Genomic DNA, 20,982 nt, shown 5'->3' on the forward strand with positions numbered 1-20,982 from the left:
ACAAGCATGCCACTTACGCGTGACAGAGGTATTCACCTCCTCGGACGCTCTGTTCAGGAGAGCGATAAGGCGGTAGCGGTCCTCAATGCCAGGCGCGAAATCGTTTGGATCAACCCCAGCTTCAAAAAGATGCTCGGATATCAATCCGAGGACGTGATCGGCCGTCCGCTGGTTTCAGTGCTCGTCAGCAAGGCCACCCCTTCGGCGACTCGTCTCAGCCTCGAGCGCCTCGTCAATGCCAAGCGAGGCGGCCTGGAGGAAATCAACGGTCACGACAAGTTCGGCAATGAAATCACGCTGCTGATCTATACCGATCATATTCGCGACATCGATGAGAACGTCACGGAGACGATCGTCACCATTCACAGCAATACCCCTGCACGCATGATCCAGACACTCCAGAACACGGTGCTGGAGGAACTGGTATCCGGCGCTTCGCTGGAGAACGTATCGGAATTCATCTGCAAGAAAGCGGAGTTCATCACGCGGGACGTCATCTCGACCATTCTGAGGGTGGATCAGAACGGCCTGCTGCATCCCCTCGCCGCCCCGAGCCTGCCCCAATATTATTCGGACGCTCTGGACGGGATCGCAATCGGTCCCAGCGTCGGCTCGTGCGGGACGGCGGCCTATTTCGGCGAACCCGTGCTCGTCGACGATATCGAGACCAATCCGCTTTGGGCGCCCTACAAGGGCCTGGCGCTGCCCTTGGGCCTGCGTGCCTGCTGGTCCGTTCCCATCAAGCTGCGGGATGGTCGGGTTGCCGGCACTTTCGCCTTCTACTTCCGCGAAAAGCGAGGCCCCAGCTATCTGCACGAGGAGATCGTCTCGGCCTGTGTCCATCTCTGCGCCCTGGCGATCGAGCAACATGAGGCCAAGGAGCACATCAATCGCCTTGCCTATTTCGACATGCTGACGGGCCTGCCCAATCGCCGGCAGATCTACCAAAAGGCCGGCCAGACGATCGCAGAAGCCAGCGAGAAGCAAGGCAAGATGGCGCTGCTGCGCCTCGACATCAAGCGCTTCAAGGACATCAACGATACCTTCGGCCATTCCACGGCCGACCAGATCCTCGGCCAGATCGCCACCCGCCTGCAGAACCAGCTTCGGCCCATCGACATTGTCGGGCGCTTCGGTGGCGATGTCTTCGTGATCATCCTGCCCGACGCCGACAGCGCCTATGCCACAATGGTCGCCAGGAAGCTCGTTGACGCTGTCGCCAAACCCTTTGCGATTGCGGATCTGCTGCTGCCGATCTCCATCAGCATCGGCATCAGCCTTTATCCCGACAACGGCACCGATGTCGAAACGCTGTTGAAACGAGCCGATTCCGCCGCCTGCAAGGGCAAGGCAGCCGGGCACGAAGCCGTTTTCCTGTATGAGCATGAGGTTGTCGACGGCGCGCAGGAGCGGGTGATCCTCGGTGCGGCCTTGCGCGAAGCAGTCTCGCAGGAGCAACTACGCTTGCTCTATCAGCCCCAAGTCAATCTCGCGGACGGCACTCTACACGGTGTCGAAGCTCTCATCCGTTGGGCACATCCCGTCCTGGGCGACATTTCCACCAGCCGTTTCATCATGATTGCCGAGCAGATCGGCCTGATCGATGAAATCGGGATCTGGGCTCTCAGCGAGGCCTGCCGCCAGATGGCTGTCTGGCGCGCTGCCGGCCACCACATCCCGGCGATTTCGGTCAATCTGTCCCCCTTGCATTTCCGCAACCGAAATCTGCCGGACGTGGTGGCCCATCTGATGCGCCAATACGATATTCCCAAGCATACTTTGATGCTCGAGATCACCGAGGGCGTGATGATGGACGATCATCCGACCACCCTGGCAACCATCGCCGCCATCCAGGCGCTCGGCGTCGGGTTGTCGATGGATGATTTCGGTACAGGCTATTCAAGCCTGAGCCGCTTGACGCATATCCCTTTCTCCGAGCTGAAGATCGATCGTAGCTTCATCGAGGGAATGGTAACCGACCCCAGTGCGCTTGCCGTGGTGACGGCAATCAACAGCATTGGCCAGAGCCTCAACATCGCGGTCGTCGCGGAAGGCGTGGAAACCGAAATGCAGCAGCAAATGCTGCAGGAACTGGGTTGCGAAATCGCCCAGGGATATTTGCTAAGTCATCCCTTGAAAGCCGCCGATCTCGAAGTCTGGCTGCAGGACAGGCAAGGCGGTGCGCCGCCCGCTTCGCGACGGATGAAAACAGAGACCCTGCCCGCATAACTTCGCCCGCATAACTTGGACCGCATAACTTGGCCGGTCCGAGTTGTCCGGCCGTGAGAAGTCGAACCTTCAGACCGGCGACTGATGCGGAACTGCTCGGCCACCGAGATGCCGTCCCCTCCCGCCGCAAGCCTTCCCGATCCGAGTTGGTGCACCGCGCACGCTTCTTATCAGGGCTGGTAACCCGTACATCAAAACAAATCCGCCCCGATGCCTTTACGGCATCGGGGCGGTGTATCGACGTCGGCGCCTGGAACAAAGCGCGCTCATGACCGAACGCGAATTTGCTCCAGCTCTTTGGTTTGACGCGTCCTTACGATTCTTGACGACTCCATCAAATCACAAAACACGATAGGCGCCGCATCTCAGAACAGCTCATTGGTCAAGAAAGCAATCTCGGTGCGATTGCGTGCCTTGATTTTACGCATGATGTTACGGACATGCACCTTGACGGTGCACTCTCCCATATTGAGCTTGTAGGCAATGAGCTTGTTCGACTCGCCTTGGCGCAAGCGATCGATCACCTCGAGCTGCCTTTGCGTAAAGACGGTCTGACGGGAACGACCGCTGGTCTCGCCTTCCTCATTCGCCTGGACGCTTTGAGACCGCGACGACAGCAGGCCACTAGCCGGAACAAAAGTACCGCCAGCACGCACCAGTCGAATGGCGGCAATCGCAACATCGAGATTGGAGCTCATCGCGATATAGCCTTTCGCGCCCCGTTCCAAAGCAGCCACAATCTCCGTCGGTTCCTCATAGTCGGAAACAAGGATGACCCGGGCTTCCGGCGCCGTCTGGATGACTAGATCCAGATCGCGCCGTATGGCCGTGTCCGTGGCCTTCCGTCCCGTCGCGCAGAGAAGGACGATCGGCATGGTCACAGCCGCGCCGGCTGCTTCCCAATCCGCGATACGCGAATATCCTTCCGTAACGAAATTTCCCTCACTCGCAGCAAGACAACGCATCAGACAGCTGCGCGACAGAGCATTCTCATCAATGATGACGATCCGGGTTTGCAAATCCTGGTCGAGTTTGCCAGAAGCGGAGTCATCTTGAAGGCTGTCTTCCATACATCCCTCCCTCCTAAGCTCAACTACAGAGGAAGATGACTTCAACGGCAGCACTGAACCTACCGCAAATGGCATCAAAGCTTGGCTACTCGCGGAATAATCAGTCACAGTCTCAATCTCCAAACAAGTCATCCGACAAATACCACGCGCGTGCTTGAAAAAGCAGCACCATGGCAGTCAATATTCTGGCAACCAGCGCACTCAATTCTGAGCATTTTTATTCTATGCTTGGATTAGAATAACCATATGCCGCCAATCAACGCAGCAACAGTCAAGCATAGTTTTTCAAGCTACTTACTACTATGTATCGGCCTCTTTGTAAACTCCATAAGAATGCCAAGTAGCACATGGAGTTTTGTATGATGCGTTACGTTAGACCCCAGGCTCCGTGACACCGACGTGATACTTTTAGGAGGCCAATCCGTCCAAAGTACGGCGTCGACGTATTAGCTCGCCTTATGCCGTTAGGGAAGCACTGTGTTACCTATCGAACAGGTATAATTGCACTCCTCACCAACAACAGATTCCTGCTTGTCGAAGGCACAGCACCAAGCATACGAACGGGCTCGATCTACGGAGCCGCGTCGCACACCATTGAGAAACGCTCTTTCCTTTCAACAGGTTAGAAGAAAAACCTTCCAGAATCGCCGCAGGAGCTTCCAGGCTTTGCTCGTTTGATTGCCCCCGCCAACCACAGACTTTGGGGAATATGATATCCTCCATTTCCGACATCGGCGCGCCTGCCGTCGACAGCAGAGGCGCCCTCGGACCGGAATATGTCGCTTCGTGGCGATTTCGTGACCCGCGAACGCGAACTGCGAATCACATCCGCGCATCGATCGTGGCCCCGGCGAGGTATGGCTGGCCGCTCTCTCATTGCGTCACCTCCATCACCGGTGCCTTGGCGAATACAATCTTGACGCGACTATCCCGTGAAGCGATGAGCTTGCCGAGATCGGAATTTTCACCGGCGACATACTGGTCCAGAAAGGCGCCGGCATAAGTGTTCACGGCCGCAACCGTGTTTCTGGCGCTCGGCAACAGGGACGCCATCCGCGCCAGGAACGACCGTTGGGAGACGTCGACGAAGCTCTGGTGCCGACTCCCCGCCATGACGAGGAAATATCCGCCATATCGTTCCATATTGGCCAGAACATGCGTGTAGTCTTCGTCCGTCAATTTGGACGTCATGCGCAGCACGGTATCGCTCGAATTGAGGTCGGCTGCCGTCGGCAACGGGCTATCGTCACTGATTTCGAGAAAAGGCCGGCTCAAGCCGAGCCTGCCGACATCCCCGAACAACCAGCCATCGAGATTGACTGCCGCCTTGAAACGCGGGTCCTGCCTGCTGGTTTCCGCGGCGACCGCACCACCAAACGAATAGCCCATGATGCCGATCCGCTCGAAATCGAGCCTCCTCAGCACGGAGGCGACATCGCCGTCCTCAGCACAGGGGGCAGCTGCCCGCAGGATGTCGAGGACGATGCTATTGTCCTTGGCAAAGGCACCGGCTTTGAGGTTGACGGCCGCCCGGGTGCGCACGAATGCCTCCTCGCCCGAAAAATCGACGAACTGCCTGTAGGCTTCGGGATCTTTCTGATCGACTCCGATCACCACATAGCCGCGGTGAACCAGGGCGTCGATCTGGTTCATATGGCCCTCGACACTGCCCCCCCAGCCGGCATTGAAGAATATGACGGGCGATAGAGGCATAGCCCCGGCGCCGGCGCCGGCGACCTGCTTGGCATACCAGGCTCTGACAGCAAGGCGACCGGCGACACCGCTCGGCAGAGCGGCGGATTTGTCGCCACACAACCCCGACAATGGCACCAGCGTAACTGCAACCTCGGGATCGCCGGCCCGCGCGAGGCTTGCGACACCGAGACCGACCGCGAGCAATACCGCCCCAAGGCAAAGCACTCCCACGAGCCCCTTTCTTCTGCTCGACCATACCGGCGATCGGATGAGAGAGGCTGGCATGGAGATCCTCAGCGGCCTGAGAACTGTTTGAGTGTTGCGTTGATGACGTCGCCGATCGTCCTGGAGGCCGTGCGGCGAATAAGCTCCTCATGGGTCGCTGCCACCGAAACCATGGTGACGCCCTTCGATGTCAGGGCATTCCAACCCATGGTCCTGTCGAGGAAATAGCCGAGCGGCATGTTCTCGTTGTGGAAGGCGAGGATCGGCATGGGAAGCGGCGTGCCGCCTTCGTCTCTGCCGGCCTCGACCACCCAATGGCCGATCCGTGCATCGTCATCCGGCCCATCCTCGAACGATTTCCGGCCGAACACCGCTTTCAGGAAGAGGCGAATGCGCCTCAAGGCGTGTCGGCGCTGTTCCGCACCACCGACGAGGCAACGAGCATAGTAGAGCCCTGACTGGATCTGATAGGAGTATCGTCCCAGCATTCCCTTCAGCCGCGACTGACGCTTCGAATAGCCGGGAGCCCAGGCATCGAGCGTCACGAACAGTTCGATTGTGTGCCCCCTCTCGATCAAACGCCGGGCGACGGCGACATTGAGCCGAGCCGCGGCGCAAAAGCCGAGCAGGATGTAGGGGCCGTGCGGGCGCACTTCTTCGATGATGCGCACGCAGTGTTCCACCATCTCCGCCCGGCTGGTTTCCGCGCCTCCCTCGACGAAGGCCGGCAACGGGACCGAAATGAAGGGCTGATCCTCCCCCAGATGGTTGACCAGCTCCTGGTAAATGAAGGTGTCGTGCAAAGCGAAGATGGGCGTGCTCGCGCCATGCGGCTGCATGACCACGGCCCCCTTCGCCTCCGTGATAACGGGCCCGCCCAGAAGTTTGGCCAACTCGCCGATGGTGGGGTGGCTGTGCAATTCGTCAAAGGAAATGCGTTTGCCGAAGACCTTCTCGACCCGCGAAAGCATGCGGAACGCCGAGAGTGAATGCCCGCCAAGCGCGAAGAAATTGTCCTTCAAATTGAGGATCGGTACCTTGAGGATGTTGACCCAGATGTCCGCAAGCTCGGCTTCCACGCGCACATGACCATCGGGAAGCCCGGGTGCGCGCGCAGATGCCAGCTGCGGGGCAGGCGCGCGAACGGGCGCCGGGCTGGCCCCCTCGCCCACCGGCCGGTCCAGATCGGCAACGAGGCCGTCGATCAGGTCCTGCAACTGGGCGAGATACCCCTCCACCGTCTCCTTGTTATAGAGCGAGGTGTCGTATTCGCAGGACATGCGCCAGCCATCGGGGCGCTCGACGAAGAAGAAGTTCAGATCATAAAGCGCGCCCGGCGAAACGGACGGCATGTCGATCAGGCTGAGTTCCGGGCGCTCATCGGTGGGTATGAACGAACGCTGGCAGATCAGGTTGACGGAGAATAGCGGATTGCGACCGGGCTCGCGCACCGGTTTGGCAATAGCGATGATGTCTTCGATCGGCATATGCTGGTTGAGCAGCGCGCCCTCGATGACGTCATGCATATGGGCCAGCAATTGCCGGAAGCTCGGATTTCCAGTGATCCTGCTGCGCAGGGGCACGGTATTGATGAAGGGGCCGACAATGTTGTTGAGCTCGACCCGATCTCGCCCGGCGATTTGCGTGCCGACCGTAATGTCCTCGGAGCCGCTGTGGCGATGCAGGAGACACATCAACGCGGCTGCCCCGACCATGAAGAACGTGCAGCCCTCCACCGTTGCCAGGGCGGACATCGCATCGGTCAATGTGCGGGGCAACTGACGCCCCACAATGAGCGCCGGCGCAGCCCCCGTTCCCCCGCGCGGCTTGTCGGAAAAAAGATCGAAGCGCTTGAATCCGGCCAGTTGCGAGGTCCAATAAGCCCGCTCGTTTTTGAGCGCGTCCGCTTTCATCCATTCGCTCTGCCACGCCGCGAAGTCGGCATATTGCAGAGGAAGATCGGCCAGTTTGGGCGCGCGCTGCCGCAGCCGGGCCTGGTAGAACTCCATCATGTCACGCGCGATGATCCCCACCGACCAGCCGTCACAGGCGATGTGGTGGACGGTAACCAGGATGATGTGCTCCTCGGCCCCGACTTTCAGCAGGGTCGCACGAAGATTGGGCACCCGCGTAAGGTCGAAAGGCTTGCGTGCCTCGATCTGGCTGATGCGCTCTCTTTCCTCGTGACGGCTCGCTTCCGGCAGCAAGGTCAGATCGATGACCGGAAGCTGGATCGATGCGTCGGGATGAACGAGTTGCTCGGGCTCTCCATCGACGTCGCGATAGCTGGTGCGCAAGATCTCGTGACGGTCGATCACCGCATTCAGCGCCTGCTGGAGCACGGCGACGTCGAGCCGGCCGCGCAAGCGCCAACGCACTGCAACGTTCAGCGCCGGGTCTTCCGGGGTGATCTGGTCCAGGATCCAGAAGCGGGCCTGGGCCAGCGAACAAGGAAAGGCATAGAGGTCCGTGTCGGCCTCCTGGGCGCCGATACCGATGTCGTTGCCTGTTTCAGAACCTGCCATCGGCTTCACCGTTCCGGAGACTGCAGAGCGCTGGCGGCAACACGGCGGCTGCTCCTGGCAACACGAACGAGCTGCGGGAGCTCGGAAGGTTCCGCGGCCGGCGACACCCCCGCGAGCGTGGCTGCCGCCTTGGCGATACTGCGCTGCTGCAGCAGGGTCTTGGCCGACAGGTTCAGCCCGGCCTGGTTCGCACGCGCCACGATCTGGAAGATATGGATCGAATCCGCGCCAAGCATGAGCAGATCGTCCGCCACACTGATTCTCCCCTGTCCAAGAACCTCGGCACAAATGTCCGCCAGGATCGTTTCGGCTTGATTGCCGGGCGCGACATAAGTGCCCGACAACTCGTTCGCGGATGTCTCGCTCGGCTTGGGCAGGGAACGGCGGTCGAGCTTGCCACTCGACCCACGCGGCATGGCGTCAAGGCGGACCCACTGGCTGGGTATCATATAATCAGGCAGGTCCCGGCCGAGGGCATTGCGAAGAGCCTCGATGCTGGGTGCGCTGGAGGCAGGCGCCTCGTAATAGGCCACGAGCCTGGGATCCCCTGGATTGTCTTCGCGCAGGATCACCGCATTGACGTCGAGGCCAGCCTTGCCGAGCGCGGCCTCGATCTCGCCGAGCTCGATGCGAAAGCCTCGCAGCTTCACCTGATGGTCGTTGCGCCCCAGAAGCTGAAGGCGGCCACCCGGCATGAGGCGGGCGAGATCTCCCGTACGATAGAGCCGCGCGCCGGGCGTGCCCGAAACACTGTCCGCAATGAACTTTTCGGCAGTCAGGTCGGGCCGGTGGAAATAGCCGCGGGCGACGCCGTCGCCGCCGATATGGAGTTCGCCCACCACGCCGAGCGGCTGCACGCGATCGAACTTGTCGAGCACGTGGAACTGCGTGTTGGCGATGGGGTGGCCGACCGTGATCGGATCCGGGCCCGGACGGATATGGGCGACCGACGACCAGATCGTCGTCTCGGTCGGTCCATACATGTTCCACAGCTCGCCATCATTCTGGACCAATTGATCCGCCAGGCTGCGCGGCATCGCTTCGCCGCCGCAGAGCATCTTCAGCTTCGGCGAAGGCTTGAAACCGGATTCCAGCAGGATCACCCAGGTGATCGGCGTTGCCTGCATCACGGTGGCGCCGCAGCCTTCCAGACGCTTGAGCAGGGCCTGGCCATCGGCCGTCTCGCTCTGGGGTGCGATGACCACGCTGCCCCCGCAAGCCAGCGGCAGATAGAGCTCGAGCGCTGCGATGTCGAAGGAGATCGTGGTGACGGCCAGCAGCCGGTCTTCGGCGGTGAAGCCCGGCACCTGGCGCATCGAGGCCAGGAAATTGGCGACGCAGCCATGCGTCACTTCGACTCCTTTGGGCTTGCCCGTCGAGCCGGAAGTGAAGATGACATAGGCGAGATCCTCGCCGGTCGCCCTGGCCACCGATGCGGGCAAGGGCTGGCGTGCAGCAATCGCGTCACGGTCGCGATCGACCAGGACCGTCACGGCCGCCGCAGCCGAAGCAATGTCTTCATAGGCTGCCTGGGTCACCACGGCGGCGACTTCAGCTTCAGCCAGAATGCCATTGAGCCGGGCTGTCGGGTGATTGGTCGCGAGCGGAACATAGGCACAGCCTGCCTTCAGCACGGCCAGCAGTGAGACGAGCATGTCCAGCGAGCGATCGACCAGCACGGCAATGCGTGCGCCCTTGCCAAGACCGCGATCATGCAAATGCGCAGCGAGCTGGCCGGCGCGCCGGTCGAGTTCGCCATAGGTGAGTTGCTGATCCTCGAAGAGCGCGGCGATGCCCCCCGGATTGGCCACTGACTGGGCTTCGATCAGACCATGAATGGTGAGCAGGTTCGGATCGGAAGGCGCAGGCAAGGACGGTCCGGCCAGGGTGGCCGGCACATCGCCGGCGGCCAGCAATGGCAAACGCTCGATCGGCGTGGTCACGTCATCGGCGATCGCCTGCAGCAAGGCACGGTAATGCCCCAGCCAGCGGCGGACCGTCGCCTCGTCGAAGAGATCGGCATTGTAGTCGCAATCGATGCGCAAGCCGTTGGCGGATTCCGTCACATTCGCAAAGAGATCGAAGGTGGAGAAGCGCTTGGGGTTGGGAACGACTTCGGTCGTCAGCCCCGGAAACGCCAAGTCTCCGCCCAGGCGCTCCACGTTGAACTGGACTTCGGCGAGCGGCAGCCGGCTGGCATCGCGCGGGAGCGTCAGCTTGCGCAGGATCGTGCCGAGCGTGCAGCTGCGATGGTCATAGGCCTCCAGCACGCTCTGCTTGGTGACGGCCAGAAAATCGGCAAAGCTCATGCCGTCCTGCCAGCTCGCATGCAGCGGCAGCAGATTGACGCAATGGCCGACCAGTGCCCTGTCGTCCTCGATCAGCGATTGGCCAGCGGCCGGTATGCCGACCACCACTTCATTCTGGCCGGCAAGACGGCCCATCAGGATCTCGAAGGCAGCGAGCAAGGTAGCAAACAAGGTGCTGCCGCGTTTGGCTCCGGCCTTGCGGACCGCCTCATAGAGCGGCCTTTCGATGGCGAACTGGACCGATCCACCGTTGAAGGTCTTGATCGGCGGCCGCGCGCGATCACAGGGCAGCTCGAGAGGCGGCGGCGCGGTGCGGAACTGCCCGACCCAATAGGCTTCGTCATCAGCCACTTCCTGCACGGTCTGGGCGTAGCTGCTGAAGGGGAGCGGTTCGGCCAGTACGGGCTGGCTGTTCTCGACTTTGGCTCGATAGAATTCCGAGAGTTCGCCGATCAGCACATTGATCGACCAGCCGTCGCAGATGATGTGATGGGCGGTAAAGACGAGGACGTGCCGATCCGGCGAGAGCCGAACCAGTTCGCCGCGCACCAGCGGGCCGCCGACCAGGTCGAAAGCTCTCCTGGCATCCTGTTCGATCCGCATCTTCAGCGCCTGTTGCGGCGAGGCCTCCCGGGAAACATCCACCAGCGGCAGCTCCAGACGAAGCTCAGGTGCAAAGCTCATGCGGGTGCCGGTCGTATCGAAATGGATACGCAGCGCATCGTGTCGCGCAATGACGTCGTTGAGCGATGCGCGCAGGGCTTGCGTGTCGAGGGCTCCCTCGAAACTCAGGCTGATGGATTCGTTGAAGGCACAGGAGGCCTCGTCGCCGAGCTGCGCCGAGAGCCAGACCTCGGTTTGGGAAGCGGTCGGTGCAATGGGACCGGTCGGTGAGGCCATTTTGGCTGCCGCTCCGGTCTTGCCGTCGCCGCCCGCAAGCGGAGGGCCACCGGGCAGCATGCCGTCGGCCTGCATGGCTTCGATGCTCTCGCGGAAAGCGTGCACGATCCGAGCGACATCCTCGTCCGTATGCTCGGTGGTCAGGAAGCAGGGGAAGCCCTCATGCACATAGATGCCGCGGGCGCGCAGATGATAGTAGAGCAGGCTGCCAAAGCGGTAGTCATGGCTCGGATTGATGTAGAATAGGCTGCCAAAGCTCGGGACCGGCAGGGACAGGCCGCACGCGGCGAAACAACCAGACAGCTGTTCGGCCAGGCGCCCCATGCGGGCCGAAACCTCCTCCTGCAAGGCCGGCCCCCTGGCCTTCAGATGCTCGAGCACCGCCTCGAGCGCGGCCAGGACCAGCGGATGGCGCACGAAGGTGCCGGCAAAGAAGGTGACCCCGACTTCCGGATAGGACTCGTCGCCATAGCGCCAGTCGCCGCCGTCGAGCGCGTCCATGAAGCTGGCCTTACCGGCCAGCACGCCCACGGGCAGCCCGCCGCCGACCACCTTGCCGTAGCAGGCGAGATCGGCCTTGATGTCGAACAGGTGCTGCATGCCCGCTGGGTGCATGCGGAAGCCCGTGACCACCTCGTCGAACACCAGCGCAGTGCCGGACGCTTCGGTCACGGCGCGAACCTGCTTGAGGAATTCGACCGGGCGCAGGTCCGGGCGGCGGCTCTGTACCGGCTCGACCACCACGGCGGCGAGTTCTTCCGCATGCTCGCGGATCCAGGCCAGAGCCTCCTCGGAGCCGTATTCCAGCACGGTGACGTTCTCGACCGACTGCGGCGGAATACCCGGTGCCACCGGCAAAGTGCGATGTTCGCCCTGACGGACCTGCCCCCTGACCAGCACTTCGTCGAACTGGCCGTGATAGTCGCCGGCGAACATGACGACGCGCTTGCGCCCAGTGACCGTACGCGCCACCCGCATGGCTGCCATCACCGCTTCCGAGCCGGTGTTGCAGAAGGTGGCGCGCTCATTGCCGGTCATCTCGCAGAAGAGAGCCGCAACCTTGCCCGCCCTTGCGGATTGCGGGCCGATGGCGAAGCCTTCCTGCAACTGTCTGTCGACCGCCTCGACCACGAAATCCGGGGCATGGCCGAACATCGTCTGGCCATAGCCATTGACCAGATCGATATATTCGTTGCCGTCGACGTCCCAGATCCGCGAACCCTTCGAGCGGGCCGCGATCACGGGATAGACCATCTCCTTCCAGTCGGGATTGAAGCCGGAGGCTGCGCGTGGGTCGGCCAGGACGTTGCGATAATCCTGCGTCAGCTGCTTGGAGCCGGGGCTGCGGGCATTCCAGAGCGAGGTAAGCGCCTCGATATGGCTGCGCTGGCGGGCATCGAGCCCCTGATCCTGCGACTTCTGGCTGTTCTTGTAGACGGCGAAGCGCGACGGCAATTCCTTGACCGGGGCCGCATCTGCCTGGGGTGCTGCGGCAGGCTGCGGGGCGGCCGTGGCCTGAAGCGCAGGCGTCGGGGAAGGAACCACGGGGGATGCCATCACGGCCTGGACAGCCGGAGCCTGCAATACCGCCCCACCACGCAGCACTTCGAGTTGCTGCTGCATCAGATGCGCCATGACCTGAAGCTGGTCGCGCATCAAGCCCTCCACGCCAGCTCCCGTACCGGCAAGCGGCAACGCAGTCGAAAGGAGAGGCGCAGATTGGCCAACCGGCGAAACAACATTGGGAGCCGGTGCGGCGACCGGAGCCACTGCAACCGAAACCGGCGCCGGTGCAGGTGCGAATTTTTCGGGCGGCAACGCCGCTGCGACATGTTCCGTCAGGGCCTCGATGCTGCCGAGATCCCCCAACAGGGCGCGGAAGGTGATCTTGAGGCCGAACTTGTTCAGGAGCTCCTGGGCAGCCTGGGTCAGGAACAGGGAGTCGAAGCCCATTTCCAGGAAGGTCGTGCCGGGTTCGGCAGAGGCCACGTCCTCGCCGGACAGGTCGGCGAAGATCGAGATAATGGCGGCCTTGATGGTGTCGGTGCGGGCGGTCATATCGGACATCACGGTTTGCGCGGGGAGCGGCATTGCGAGGATTTCGGCAGGCGGCGTATTGGCAGGAAGCGCCGGTTCGGATCGCGGAGCGACCGGCGGACTGGCCACAGCCGCGGAAGCAGGCTGGCGCGTGGGCGGCTCTATCCAGTGGCGCGTGCGCTCGAAGGGATAGGTCGGCAGAGGCACTCTGCGCCGCGTCGCCTCGCTCGACTGCAAGGCCCAGTCGACGGCCACGCCGGCGGTCCACAACCGGCCCACAGCCTCCGCTACGGTATCCTGGTCGGGCCGCTCGCGTGCCGAGTCGGGCAGGCAGGAAACCACGGTCCGGCCCCGCGCCGCACCCTGCAGCGACAGCGTGGTCAAGGTGTTGCCGGCACCGACTTCAAGCAGGATCGCCGCCGTATCGCCGAGCAGAAGCGACAGGCCGTCGGCAAAGCGTACCGGCTCGCGGAAATGCCGCGCCCAATAGTCGGGCGATGTTGCAGCCTCAGCCGTGATCCATTGGCCCGTGACGCCGGAGACATAAGGAATGGCGGGCGCCCTCAGTCCGATCTTGCGCACCTCCTCGGTGAAGGGGGCGAGGATCGGGTCCATCATGGGGGAATGGAAGGCATGCGAGGTGTGGAGTCGGCGACTGACGACACCGCGTGCCTTCAGCTGCGCTTCCAGCGCATCGATGGCGTCGTCCGGCCCGGATGCGACACACAAGGCTGGGCCGTTGATGGCAGCGATGGCAAGATCGGCGCCGAGCAAAGGCACAAGCTCCGCCTCGGGCAGCCTCACCGCCAGCATCCCTCCCGGCGGAAGGTCCTGCATCAGGCGACCACGGGCGGCGACGAGCGGCAGCACCTCTTCGAGCGTAAAAACCCCGGCCAGGCAGGCTGCGACGAATTCGCCGACGCTGTGCCCGATCATCGCGCGCGGCACGATCCCCCGGGCGATCCACAAACGGGCCAATGCATACTCGACCGCGAAGATCGCAGGCTGGGCATAGCAGGTGGCAGCCAGCTGCTTGTGATCATCGGCCTCGCGCCTGCCGGGATAGAGCAGGTCCTTGAGATCGCGCTCCAGATGCGGCCGCAGGATCGCCGCACAACGGTCGATGTCGGCCCGGAAGCCTGGTTCGGCCTCGTAGAGACTACGCCCCATGTCGGGATATTGCGATCCCTGTCCGGGGAACATGAACACGACGCCAGGATCGCTGGCGGCCTTGAAGACACGCGCCGCCGGGTCGTTCAGGGCCGCGACGGCTGCCGGGATATCACTGGCAGCGGCGGACCAGCGATAGTCGAAAGCCTTGCGTCCGAGCTGCAGCGTGTGCGCGACATCCGAGAGTTCCAGCCCGGGATTGGCAGACAGGTATCCGGCCAGCGCCGAGCGGGCCTTGCCCAAAGCTGCTTCGCTGCGGGCCGACACAGTGAGGATCTCGACGCCCTTTGCCGCTGGACGCGGCGTCGGCATCGGCGCCTCTTCCAGCACCACATGCACATTGGTGCCACCGACGCCGAAGGCGCTGACGCCCGCCCGGCGCGGCTCCGGCCCCTCCTGCCAGTCCCTCAGCGCCGCATTGACGAAGAATGGGCTGTTTTCGATGTCGAGACGCGGATTGGGCTTCTTGAAGTGCAGGGTCGCCGGCAACTGGCGGTTTTCGAGGCTGAGCGCCGTCTTGATGAAACCGACCACGCCAGCAGCCGCGTCGAGGTGGCCGACATTGCTCTTGACCGACCCGATTGCGCAATACTGCCTGCCCGCGTCGCCCGTGGCGCGGAAAGCCTTGGTCAGGCCCGCAATCTCGATCGGGTCCCCGAGCGGCGTTGCGGTACCATGGCATTCGACATAGCTGATCGAGCGGGGATCGACCCCGGCATTGGCATGCGCCATCATGATGGCGGCCGCCTGGCCATCGGAGCTCGGCGCGGTGTAGCCGACTTTGGCCGAACCGTCATTGTTGACGCCGCTGCCGCGCACCACGGCATAGATATGATCGCCGTCGGCAAGCGCGTCCTCGAGCCGCTTCAGCAGCACGGCGCCGGCGCCGCTACCGAAGACGGTACCTCTGGCGTCGGCGTCGAAGGTGCGGCAATGGCCATCCTCCGACACCATGCCGCCTTCCTGGGTCAGATAGCCGCGCTTCTGCGGGAAGGTGATCGAAACGCCGCCGGCAATGACCATGTCGCTCTGGAACAGCAGCAATTGCTGGCAAGCCTGCGCGATCGCCATCAGCGAGGTCGAGCAAGCCGTGTTCAAGCTGAAGCTCGGTCCGTTCAGGTTGAATTTGTAGGACACTCGCGTCGCCAGAAATTCACGACTGGCGCCGAGCAGCATCGGATATTGCCCGACCTGGAAGGCATTGGTGAAATCCTCTGACACGTTGCGATTGCCGACAACGTGATGGAGGAAATAGGTGTTCATGCTGCAACCGGCGATGACGCCGATGCTGCCGGGATAGCTCGCCGGATCGTAGCCACCGTCCTCGAGCGCTTCCCAGGCGCATTCGAGGAAGATGCGATGCTGCGGGTCAGTCAGTTCTGCCTCGCGCGGATACATGCCGAAGAACTCGGCGTCGAAAAACTCGACATCGGGCAGGATCGGCCGCGCCCGCACGAAATTGGGCGCCCGCCGAATGTCGGGCCCGTACGTATCTTCGAGCTCACTGTCCTCGAAACGGGTGATCGATTCCACGCCGTTGCGCAGATTCTGCCAGAATTCACCGACGGAGCGGGCACCGGGAAAGCGGCCCGCCATGCCGATCACCGCAATGGCGTTGAGTGGAGGGTCGGGGATGGAGCTCACCTTGCCGCTCCCATCTGGCGCTGGCGCATGCGCTGGAGCGCCTCGGCCTGCTGGCGGGCGCGCAGATTCTCCGGCCTGGCGGCCGGGCTCGCGGCAGGCGCGGAACTCGAGCGGATGAAATTGGCGAGAGCCGTGATGGTGGGACGCTCGAACACGTCGCTCAAACGAAGCTCAGGATGGATACTCTCCTGGATTTCGTTGAGAACAGTCAGGATCTGCAGCGAACTTCCACCCTGATCGAAGAAATTGATCTTGGTGCTGACGTCGGGCACGGACAGAACCCGCGACCAGATGGCCGCAATCTTCTGTTCAATCTCGTCGCGCGCCTCCGGCACGATCGGGCTGGCCACGAAAGTCGGGCTGGGCAGCGCTTTGCGGTCGAGCTTGCCATTCTCGGTCATCGGCAATTCGCCGAGGTCGACGAAGGCGAAGGGAAGCATGTAGTCCGGCAAGGTCTGGGCCAGATGTGCCTTCAGGGTGGCGGCATCGGCCGACGTGGCCGAAGGCACGATATAGGCGACCAGCTTCGCCTCCCCGGGGCCATCCGTGCGAGCGATCACGGCACAAGCCGTTACGGCAGGATGGCGCATGAGCTGGTTTTCGATTTCACCCGTCTCGATGCGGAAGCCGCGGATCTTCACCTGGTGATCGCCGCGCCCGAGATATTCGAGGTCACCGTCCGCCGTACGCCGGACGAGATCGCCGGTCTTGTACAGCTTCTCGGCTGCCTGACCTTCCGAGGGCTGCCAGTCGATGAAACGCTCCGCCGTCAGCTCGGGACGGTTCAGATAGCCCAGGCACACCCCCGCCCCGCCGACATAGATCTCGCCTTCCTCGCCCACCGGGACAGGCCTGCGGTTCTCGTCGAGCACATGGATGGTCAGATCGGGGATCGGCACGCCGATCAGGCTTGCCCGGTTGCTGTCGAGCTCGGCTGCAGACACGGGACGATAGGTAACGAACACGGTGGTTTCCGTGATGCCGTACATGTTGATGATGCGTGGCTTGGCATCGCCGTAGCGGTTGAACCACGGCCGCAGCATCTGGAACTCGAGGGCTTCGCCGCCGAGGATCACGTAGCGCAGGGCCAGGGCCGAGGCCTCTGGGCGGCGGCGCTCCACCTCGATCAAAGTGCGGAAAGCGGATGGCGTCTGGTTGAGCACGGTCACCTGCTCTCGAACGAGCAGGTCGAGGAAATCCTCAGGCGAGCGGCTGACGCGATGGGGCACCACCACCACGCGCCCGCCATAGACCAGCGCTCCCCAGATCTCCCACACGGAGAAGTCGAAGGCATGCGAATGGAAGAACGTCCACACATCCTGCGGGCCGAAGCCGAACCAGTGGTCGGTTGCGTGGAACAGCCGCACGACGTTATGGTGGGTCAGCCGGCATCCCTTCGGGCGGCCGGTGGAGCCCGACGTATAGATGACGTAGATGAGCGATTGGGGATCGATGGCGATGTCCGGATTCGTGACCGGTTCAGTGCCGAGGCTATCGGCGTCCTGATCCAGCAGAATCATCGGCAGATCGCTCGGCGGCAGCGTCGGGCGGCCGCTGGCCGTGGTCACGAATGCCAGGGGCCGGGCATCCTCCAGCGTGAAGGTCAGGCGCTCGCGCGGATAGCTCGGATCGAGCGGCAAATAGGCAGCACCCGATTTCATGATGCCCAGCATGCCCACGACCATGTCGATCGACCGCTCCAGGCCGATGGCGACCAACGTGTTGGGCTTCACGCCCATCTTGAGCAGGCGATGAGCGAGCTGGTTGGCGCGCGCGTTCAACTCACCGAAGGTGATCGAAACGCCGTCACAGGTCACCGCAAGGCTGTCGGGGCGAAGCGCGGCCTGCTCGCTGATCAATTGATGGACGGAAAGGTTGGTTTGAAACATACTCACGGAGCCCCCATGCAAAATCGTGTATAGTGCCCCGGAGGATCGTTCCGCCGCAGGCCGTGCCGCCAAGCCGCCGTTGCCGACGCCTGCAGCACCGATGTGATATCCATTGCTTTCCTTCGGCCCGTCGGGACGGCCAGAGGTGCCGAGCTTACGATTGCGCGCGAACCGGAATATCCCGGCTTTCGGACGCTTCGTGTGCGTTTTCACACATTCCCCAGCAAACCAGTCCCATAATTGCGCCGAACATTCCCAGATCAGCTATTGCCTTTCTCATTCCAGATATGCGTGAGAAATACTTCAATATCGACATAAACATATGTTTCGAAAACATGCGTGAATTTACCGTGAAACGAAAAAATCTTCGCACGTAGATTTAAAAAACTACAAAGCACACTACATTCTACGAAGGAATTATTGAGGTGGTATACCTCTTTCGCTCTCTTGACGCCGAAAAACCAAAATGACCTTTGCGGAAACCAAGAAAACAGTTGAAGCTCAATGCAGACCCAAAGAACCCATCCAGCGAAACACTGCGATTATTGTAGAGTTTGAAGATCACGGCCTCAATTCGGGAAATTGAATGCCCTCCCCCCACCCGATAGGCAAAATCGGACCAAAAGGAGTAGGCTCCATCGATCCCGGAGACTCACGCCCCTACCCCGATAGCCGTAAGGCACAGGGCTGAAGGTGGGAGTGACGGCTCAAACGCCTCCGCCATCGCTCGACCCGGGAGAGGTTGCGCGCCGGCCTCGATGCTGATCGAGTGGAATCAGTCAACCGCCACGCCAGTTGAATCCAAGCTTTCGATGCCGCTTCCCCTGCTCACCCCCCCTACTCCACACGACGTTCATGTCTGGCAATGGAGCCTTGACGCCGACGAAGACGACTTCGAGCGCAACTGGCAGGTCTTGTCGGGGGAGGAGCGCGGTCGCGCTGACAAATTCCGCTTCGAGCGGCATCGTCGCCGCTTCGTGGCGGCGCGCGGAAGGCTTAGGCAAATTCTTGCCGACTATCTCGCGGTATCGCCGCAAGCGGTTGGTTTCGGCTATGGCGCCGAAGGCAAGCCCTTCTGCACAACCCAGCCTTCGGAATGGCGGATCTGCTTCAATCTGAGCCATAGCGAAAACACGGCCGCCCTCGCCGTCGCGAACGACTGCGAAATCGGCATCGACATCGAGCATATCCGCCCGATCGAGGACAGCATCGCATTGCAGGTATTTTCACCTGCCGAGCACACACAATTCGAGGCACTGCCAGCCGGCGTGCGGCAAGGCGTCTTCTTCGAGAATTGGGCGCGCAAGGAAGCGTGCCTGAAGGCGCTCGGCACGGGCTTTGCTCACCCGCCAACCCATTTCGAATTCGATCTTGCCATCCGGGGCGACACGGCACCCCGCTTCGTCGGTGGCGATCCCGACGAAGCGAAATGTTGGCGTATTCACGCTCTGAGATCCGCTATGAACCGCACTGGCTCGGTGGCAGCACGGCGCCTCGATTGGTCGATCGTCGAAATGGCTTGACGGACAGCATCAGCCACACTGCCGATACGCCAGACAAGCAGCATGCCGAGGGCTTGCGGCCCTTGGACGCCCTATGACACCTCAGAATGTGGCGCCGGCTCCTGGCGACGGCATCCAGCCCACATTCCCAAGGCGACGGGGATGAGCCCGGAGCCTTCCTGGCCTCGGGCATCGAAATTTGCGCTGCTCCAGCCAATTGGCTCGCAAACTCAACGATTGCGGCTTAAGCTGCAACCGCGTGGACTTGCGTTTCGGAACGCAGGACCGAACCTGTGATCTGGCCGGCTGCAGCGATCCCGGCGCGCATCTCCTCGCTGATCTCGAAGAGACCGGCATAGGTCATCACGCGGCCGATTCTGGTCGGCACACCAATGACGTCCGCCGGGCAGTTGGCCAGCTTGAAGATGCGGGCCATGCGGGCATCGTAGACAGACACCACGAAATCGATGCCAGCAAGCATGCCGACCTCGACGATGCCGCACAGCAGCTCCGTCGTCACCGAATGCAGGCGACGGTTGCCGTCATTGGCTAGGTCGGGGTCGATCGCGAAGCGGGAGCTTTCCCAAATGAGCGGGCTCTCCACAATTTCGCCATCCGGCAACAGTACTGAGAAGACATCGCGCAGCATATTCGGGCCGGTCGTCGGCAACAGGCGCAGACCACCTTCCACACGACCCGTGTATTGATTTCGCGATATCAAGTAGACAGGATCACAATCGTCGAAATAGTCTATCTCGCGACCGTTTGAAACATTAACGTCCCAATCAAGCCTGTCTTTAAAGACCCTCGCACGCATCTCGTAAAGTGCATCCAGGGTTTCGGTATGTAAATGACGTTCGTAACTTTGAATGACTTCAATCATCGAACAGACCCTCCGTCGGAATCTGCTCGAATTTATTGGTCACTTATTCCCTTAGAAATACGGCGTATTTGACGGGTTACCTCGATCCGAAAAAAATGCTCATATTCATTGCCTTGGCGACGGCATGAGTAACATTGGTTGCATTCAGTTTTGCTCGAGCCAGGTCGAGGTAAAACCGCACCGTCCGATCCGAAAGGGAGAGTATCGTCGCAGTTTCCGAGACCGTCTTGCCGCGGGCAACCCATTTCAGGCATTCGATCTCACGCGGAGAAAGATGGACTTCCTCTTCTTCAACCGCCTCCGTACGCAGGATGGCATTGTGGATATGGTAGGCCAAGACCTGGAAGTCGCGCTGGAAGGCCCCCAACGTCTGATCCCATTCCTGATCGGAGACGTCGCTGGTGATGGTGAAGAGGGCGCGCTCGCCATGGCGGCCGCGGATAGGGAAGGTCAGGCCCTGACGCCCCAGCCCGAATTCGGCGGCCTCGCCGAAAAAGGCTCGGAGCTTCGACCCCTTCAGGTCGAATTTGCGCCAGTCAATGGGCAGGACGGCCGAAAACCCCTCCCTTAGAACCGGATCTATTCTAACGTAATTCTCGCTCTTATAGTGTTCAACCCAATCATCGGAGTAAGTAACGGCCAAATAGGGATCGTCACCATTAGAGCTAGGAATATTTACAGCAAAATAGGCCGCCGTACGCAGCCCGTAACTCTGAACAACACGATTCAGCATCCCTTTTACGTCACGAGACGTCGGTACACTGCCAATTTCATCGACAATATCATAATATATCTTGTCGAGCGCTCTCATATGCCGCCCCCTAAACCTCGGGGCGGTATGATAGTGCAAAACGTAGCGGGATGCTAGTTCCTAGATTACTTCTTGGGTGCCCGGCGGGATAGA

The 20,982-nt window shown here is 61.5% G+C and carries 9 protein-coding genes; 2 read left to right on the forward strand and 7 right to left on the reverse strand.

Going from position 1 to position 20,982, the window contains the following annotated elements; translation table 11 throughout:
• The first annotated feature begins 6 nt into the window (after positions 1 to 6).
• Complete coding sequence (locus QM672_RS10120) at positions 7 to 2,229, forward strand: EAL domain-containing protein (protein ID WP_367623084.1); 2,223 nt, start codon at positions 7 to 9, stop codon at positions 2,227 to 2,229.
• A 365-nt stretch (positions 2,230 to 2,594) separates the two neighbouring features.
• On the opposite strand, the gene QM672_RS10125 is transcribed toward QM672_RS10120, so the two are convergent.
• The 5 genes from QM672_RS10125 to QM672_RS10145 form a co-directional block, all read right to left on the reverse strand.
• Positions 2,595 to 3,299, reverse strand: coding sequence for a response regulator transcription factor (locus tag QM672_RS10125; protein WP_311935170.1), 705 nt, complete (start codon positions 3,297 to 3,299; stop codon positions 2,595 to 2,597).
• Positions 3,300 to 4,172: 873 nt separating this feature from the next.
• Positions 4,173 to 5,225: a dienelactone hydrolase family protein gene (locus QM672_RS10130; RefSeq protein WP_415082324.1), complete on the reverse strand. Its 1,053-nt coding sequence runs from the start codon at positions 5,223 to 5,225 to the stop codon at positions 4,173 to 4,175.
• Positions 5,226 to 5,287: 62 nt separating this feature from the next.
• On the reverse strand, positions 5,288 to 7,744 hold the full coding sequence (locus tag QM672_RS10135; protein ID WP_415082464.1) for a condensation domain-containing protein: 2,457 nt from the start codon (positions 7,742 to 7,744) through the stop codon (positions 5,288 to 5,290).
• 5 nt (positions 7,745 to 7,749) lie between these two features.
• Positions 7,750 to 15,804 carry an amino acid adenylation domain-containing protein gene (locus tag QM672_RS10140; RefSeq protein WP_415082326.1) on the reverse strand — a complete coding sequence of 2,685 codons (8,055 nt, stop codon included), beginning with the start codon at positions 15,802 to 15,804 and terminating at the stop codon, positions 7,750 to 7,752.
• Positions 15,801 to 17,693, reverse strand: a complete 1,893-nt coding sequence (locus QM672_RS10145; RefSeq protein WP_415082466.1) for an amino acid adenylation domain-containing protein — start codon at positions 17,691 to 17,693, stop codon at positions 15,801 to 15,803. The genes QM672_RS10140 and QM672_RS10145 overlap by 4 nt, the downstream gene beginning before the upstream one ends.
• 758 nt (positions 17,694 to 18,451) lie before the next feature.
• On the opposite strand from QM672_RS10145, the gene QM672_RS10150 reads away from it, so the two are divergent.
• Entirely contained in the window at positions 18,452 to 19,216 is a 765-nt protein-coding gene (locus QM672_RS10150; protein ID WP_415082328.1) for a 4'-phosphopantetheinyl transferase family protein, read from the forward strand.
• A gap of 223 nt (positions 19,217 to 19,439) precedes the next feature.
• Here QM672_RS10150 and QM672_RS10155 read toward each other — a convergent pair whose 3' ends face one another.
• On the reverse strand, positions 19,440 to 20,078 hold the full coding sequence (locus QM672_RS10155) for an acyl-homoserine-lactone synthase (RefSeq protein WP_311935179.1): 639 nt from the start codon (positions 20,076 to 20,078) through the stop codon (positions 19,440 to 19,442).
• 76 nt (positions 20,079 to 20,154) lie between these two features.
• Complete coding sequence (locus tag QM672_RS10160) at positions 20,155 to 20,889, reverse strand: LuxR family transcriptional regulator (RefSeq protein ID WP_082980089.1); 735 nt, start codon at positions 20,887 to 20,889, stop codon at positions 20,155 to 20,157.
• Positions 20,890 to 20,982 lie beyond the last annotated feature (93 nt).

It is taken from the genome of Labrys sp. (in: a-proteobacteria) (assembly GCF_047605565.1).
Taxonomy (GTDB): Bacteria; Pseudomonadota; Alphaproteobacteria; order Rhizobiales; family Labraceae; genus Labrys; species Labrys neptuniae.

Coding starts and splice junctions, on each gene's coding strand:
- QM672_RS10120 (WP_367623084.1), top strand. CDS start 7: ATGCCACTTACGCGTGACAGAGGTATTCACCTCCTCGGACGCTCTGTT.
- QM672_RS10125 (WP_311935170.1), bottom strand. CDS start 3,299: ATGGAAGACAGCCTTCAAGATGACTCCGCTTCTGGCAAACTCGACCAG.
- QM672_RS10135 (WP_415082464.1), bottom strand. CDS start 7,744: ATGGCAGGTTCTGAAACAGGCAACGACATCGGTATCGGCGCCCAGGAG.
- QM672_RS10145 (WP_415082466.1), bottom strand. CDS start 17,693: ATGTTTCAAACCAACCTTTCCGTCCATCAATTGATCAGCGAGCAGGCC.
- QM672_RS10150 (WP_415082328.1), top strand. CDS start 18,452: ATGCTGATCGAGTGGAATCAGTCAACCGCCACGCCAGTTGAATCCAAG.
- QM672_RS10155 (WP_311935179.1), bottom strand. CDS start 20,078: ATGATTGAAGTCATTCAAAGTTACGAACGTCATTTACATACCGAAACC.
- QM672_RS10160 (WP_082980089.1), bottom strand. CDS start 20,889: ATGAGAGCGCTCGACAAGATATATTATGATATTGTCGATGAAATTGGC.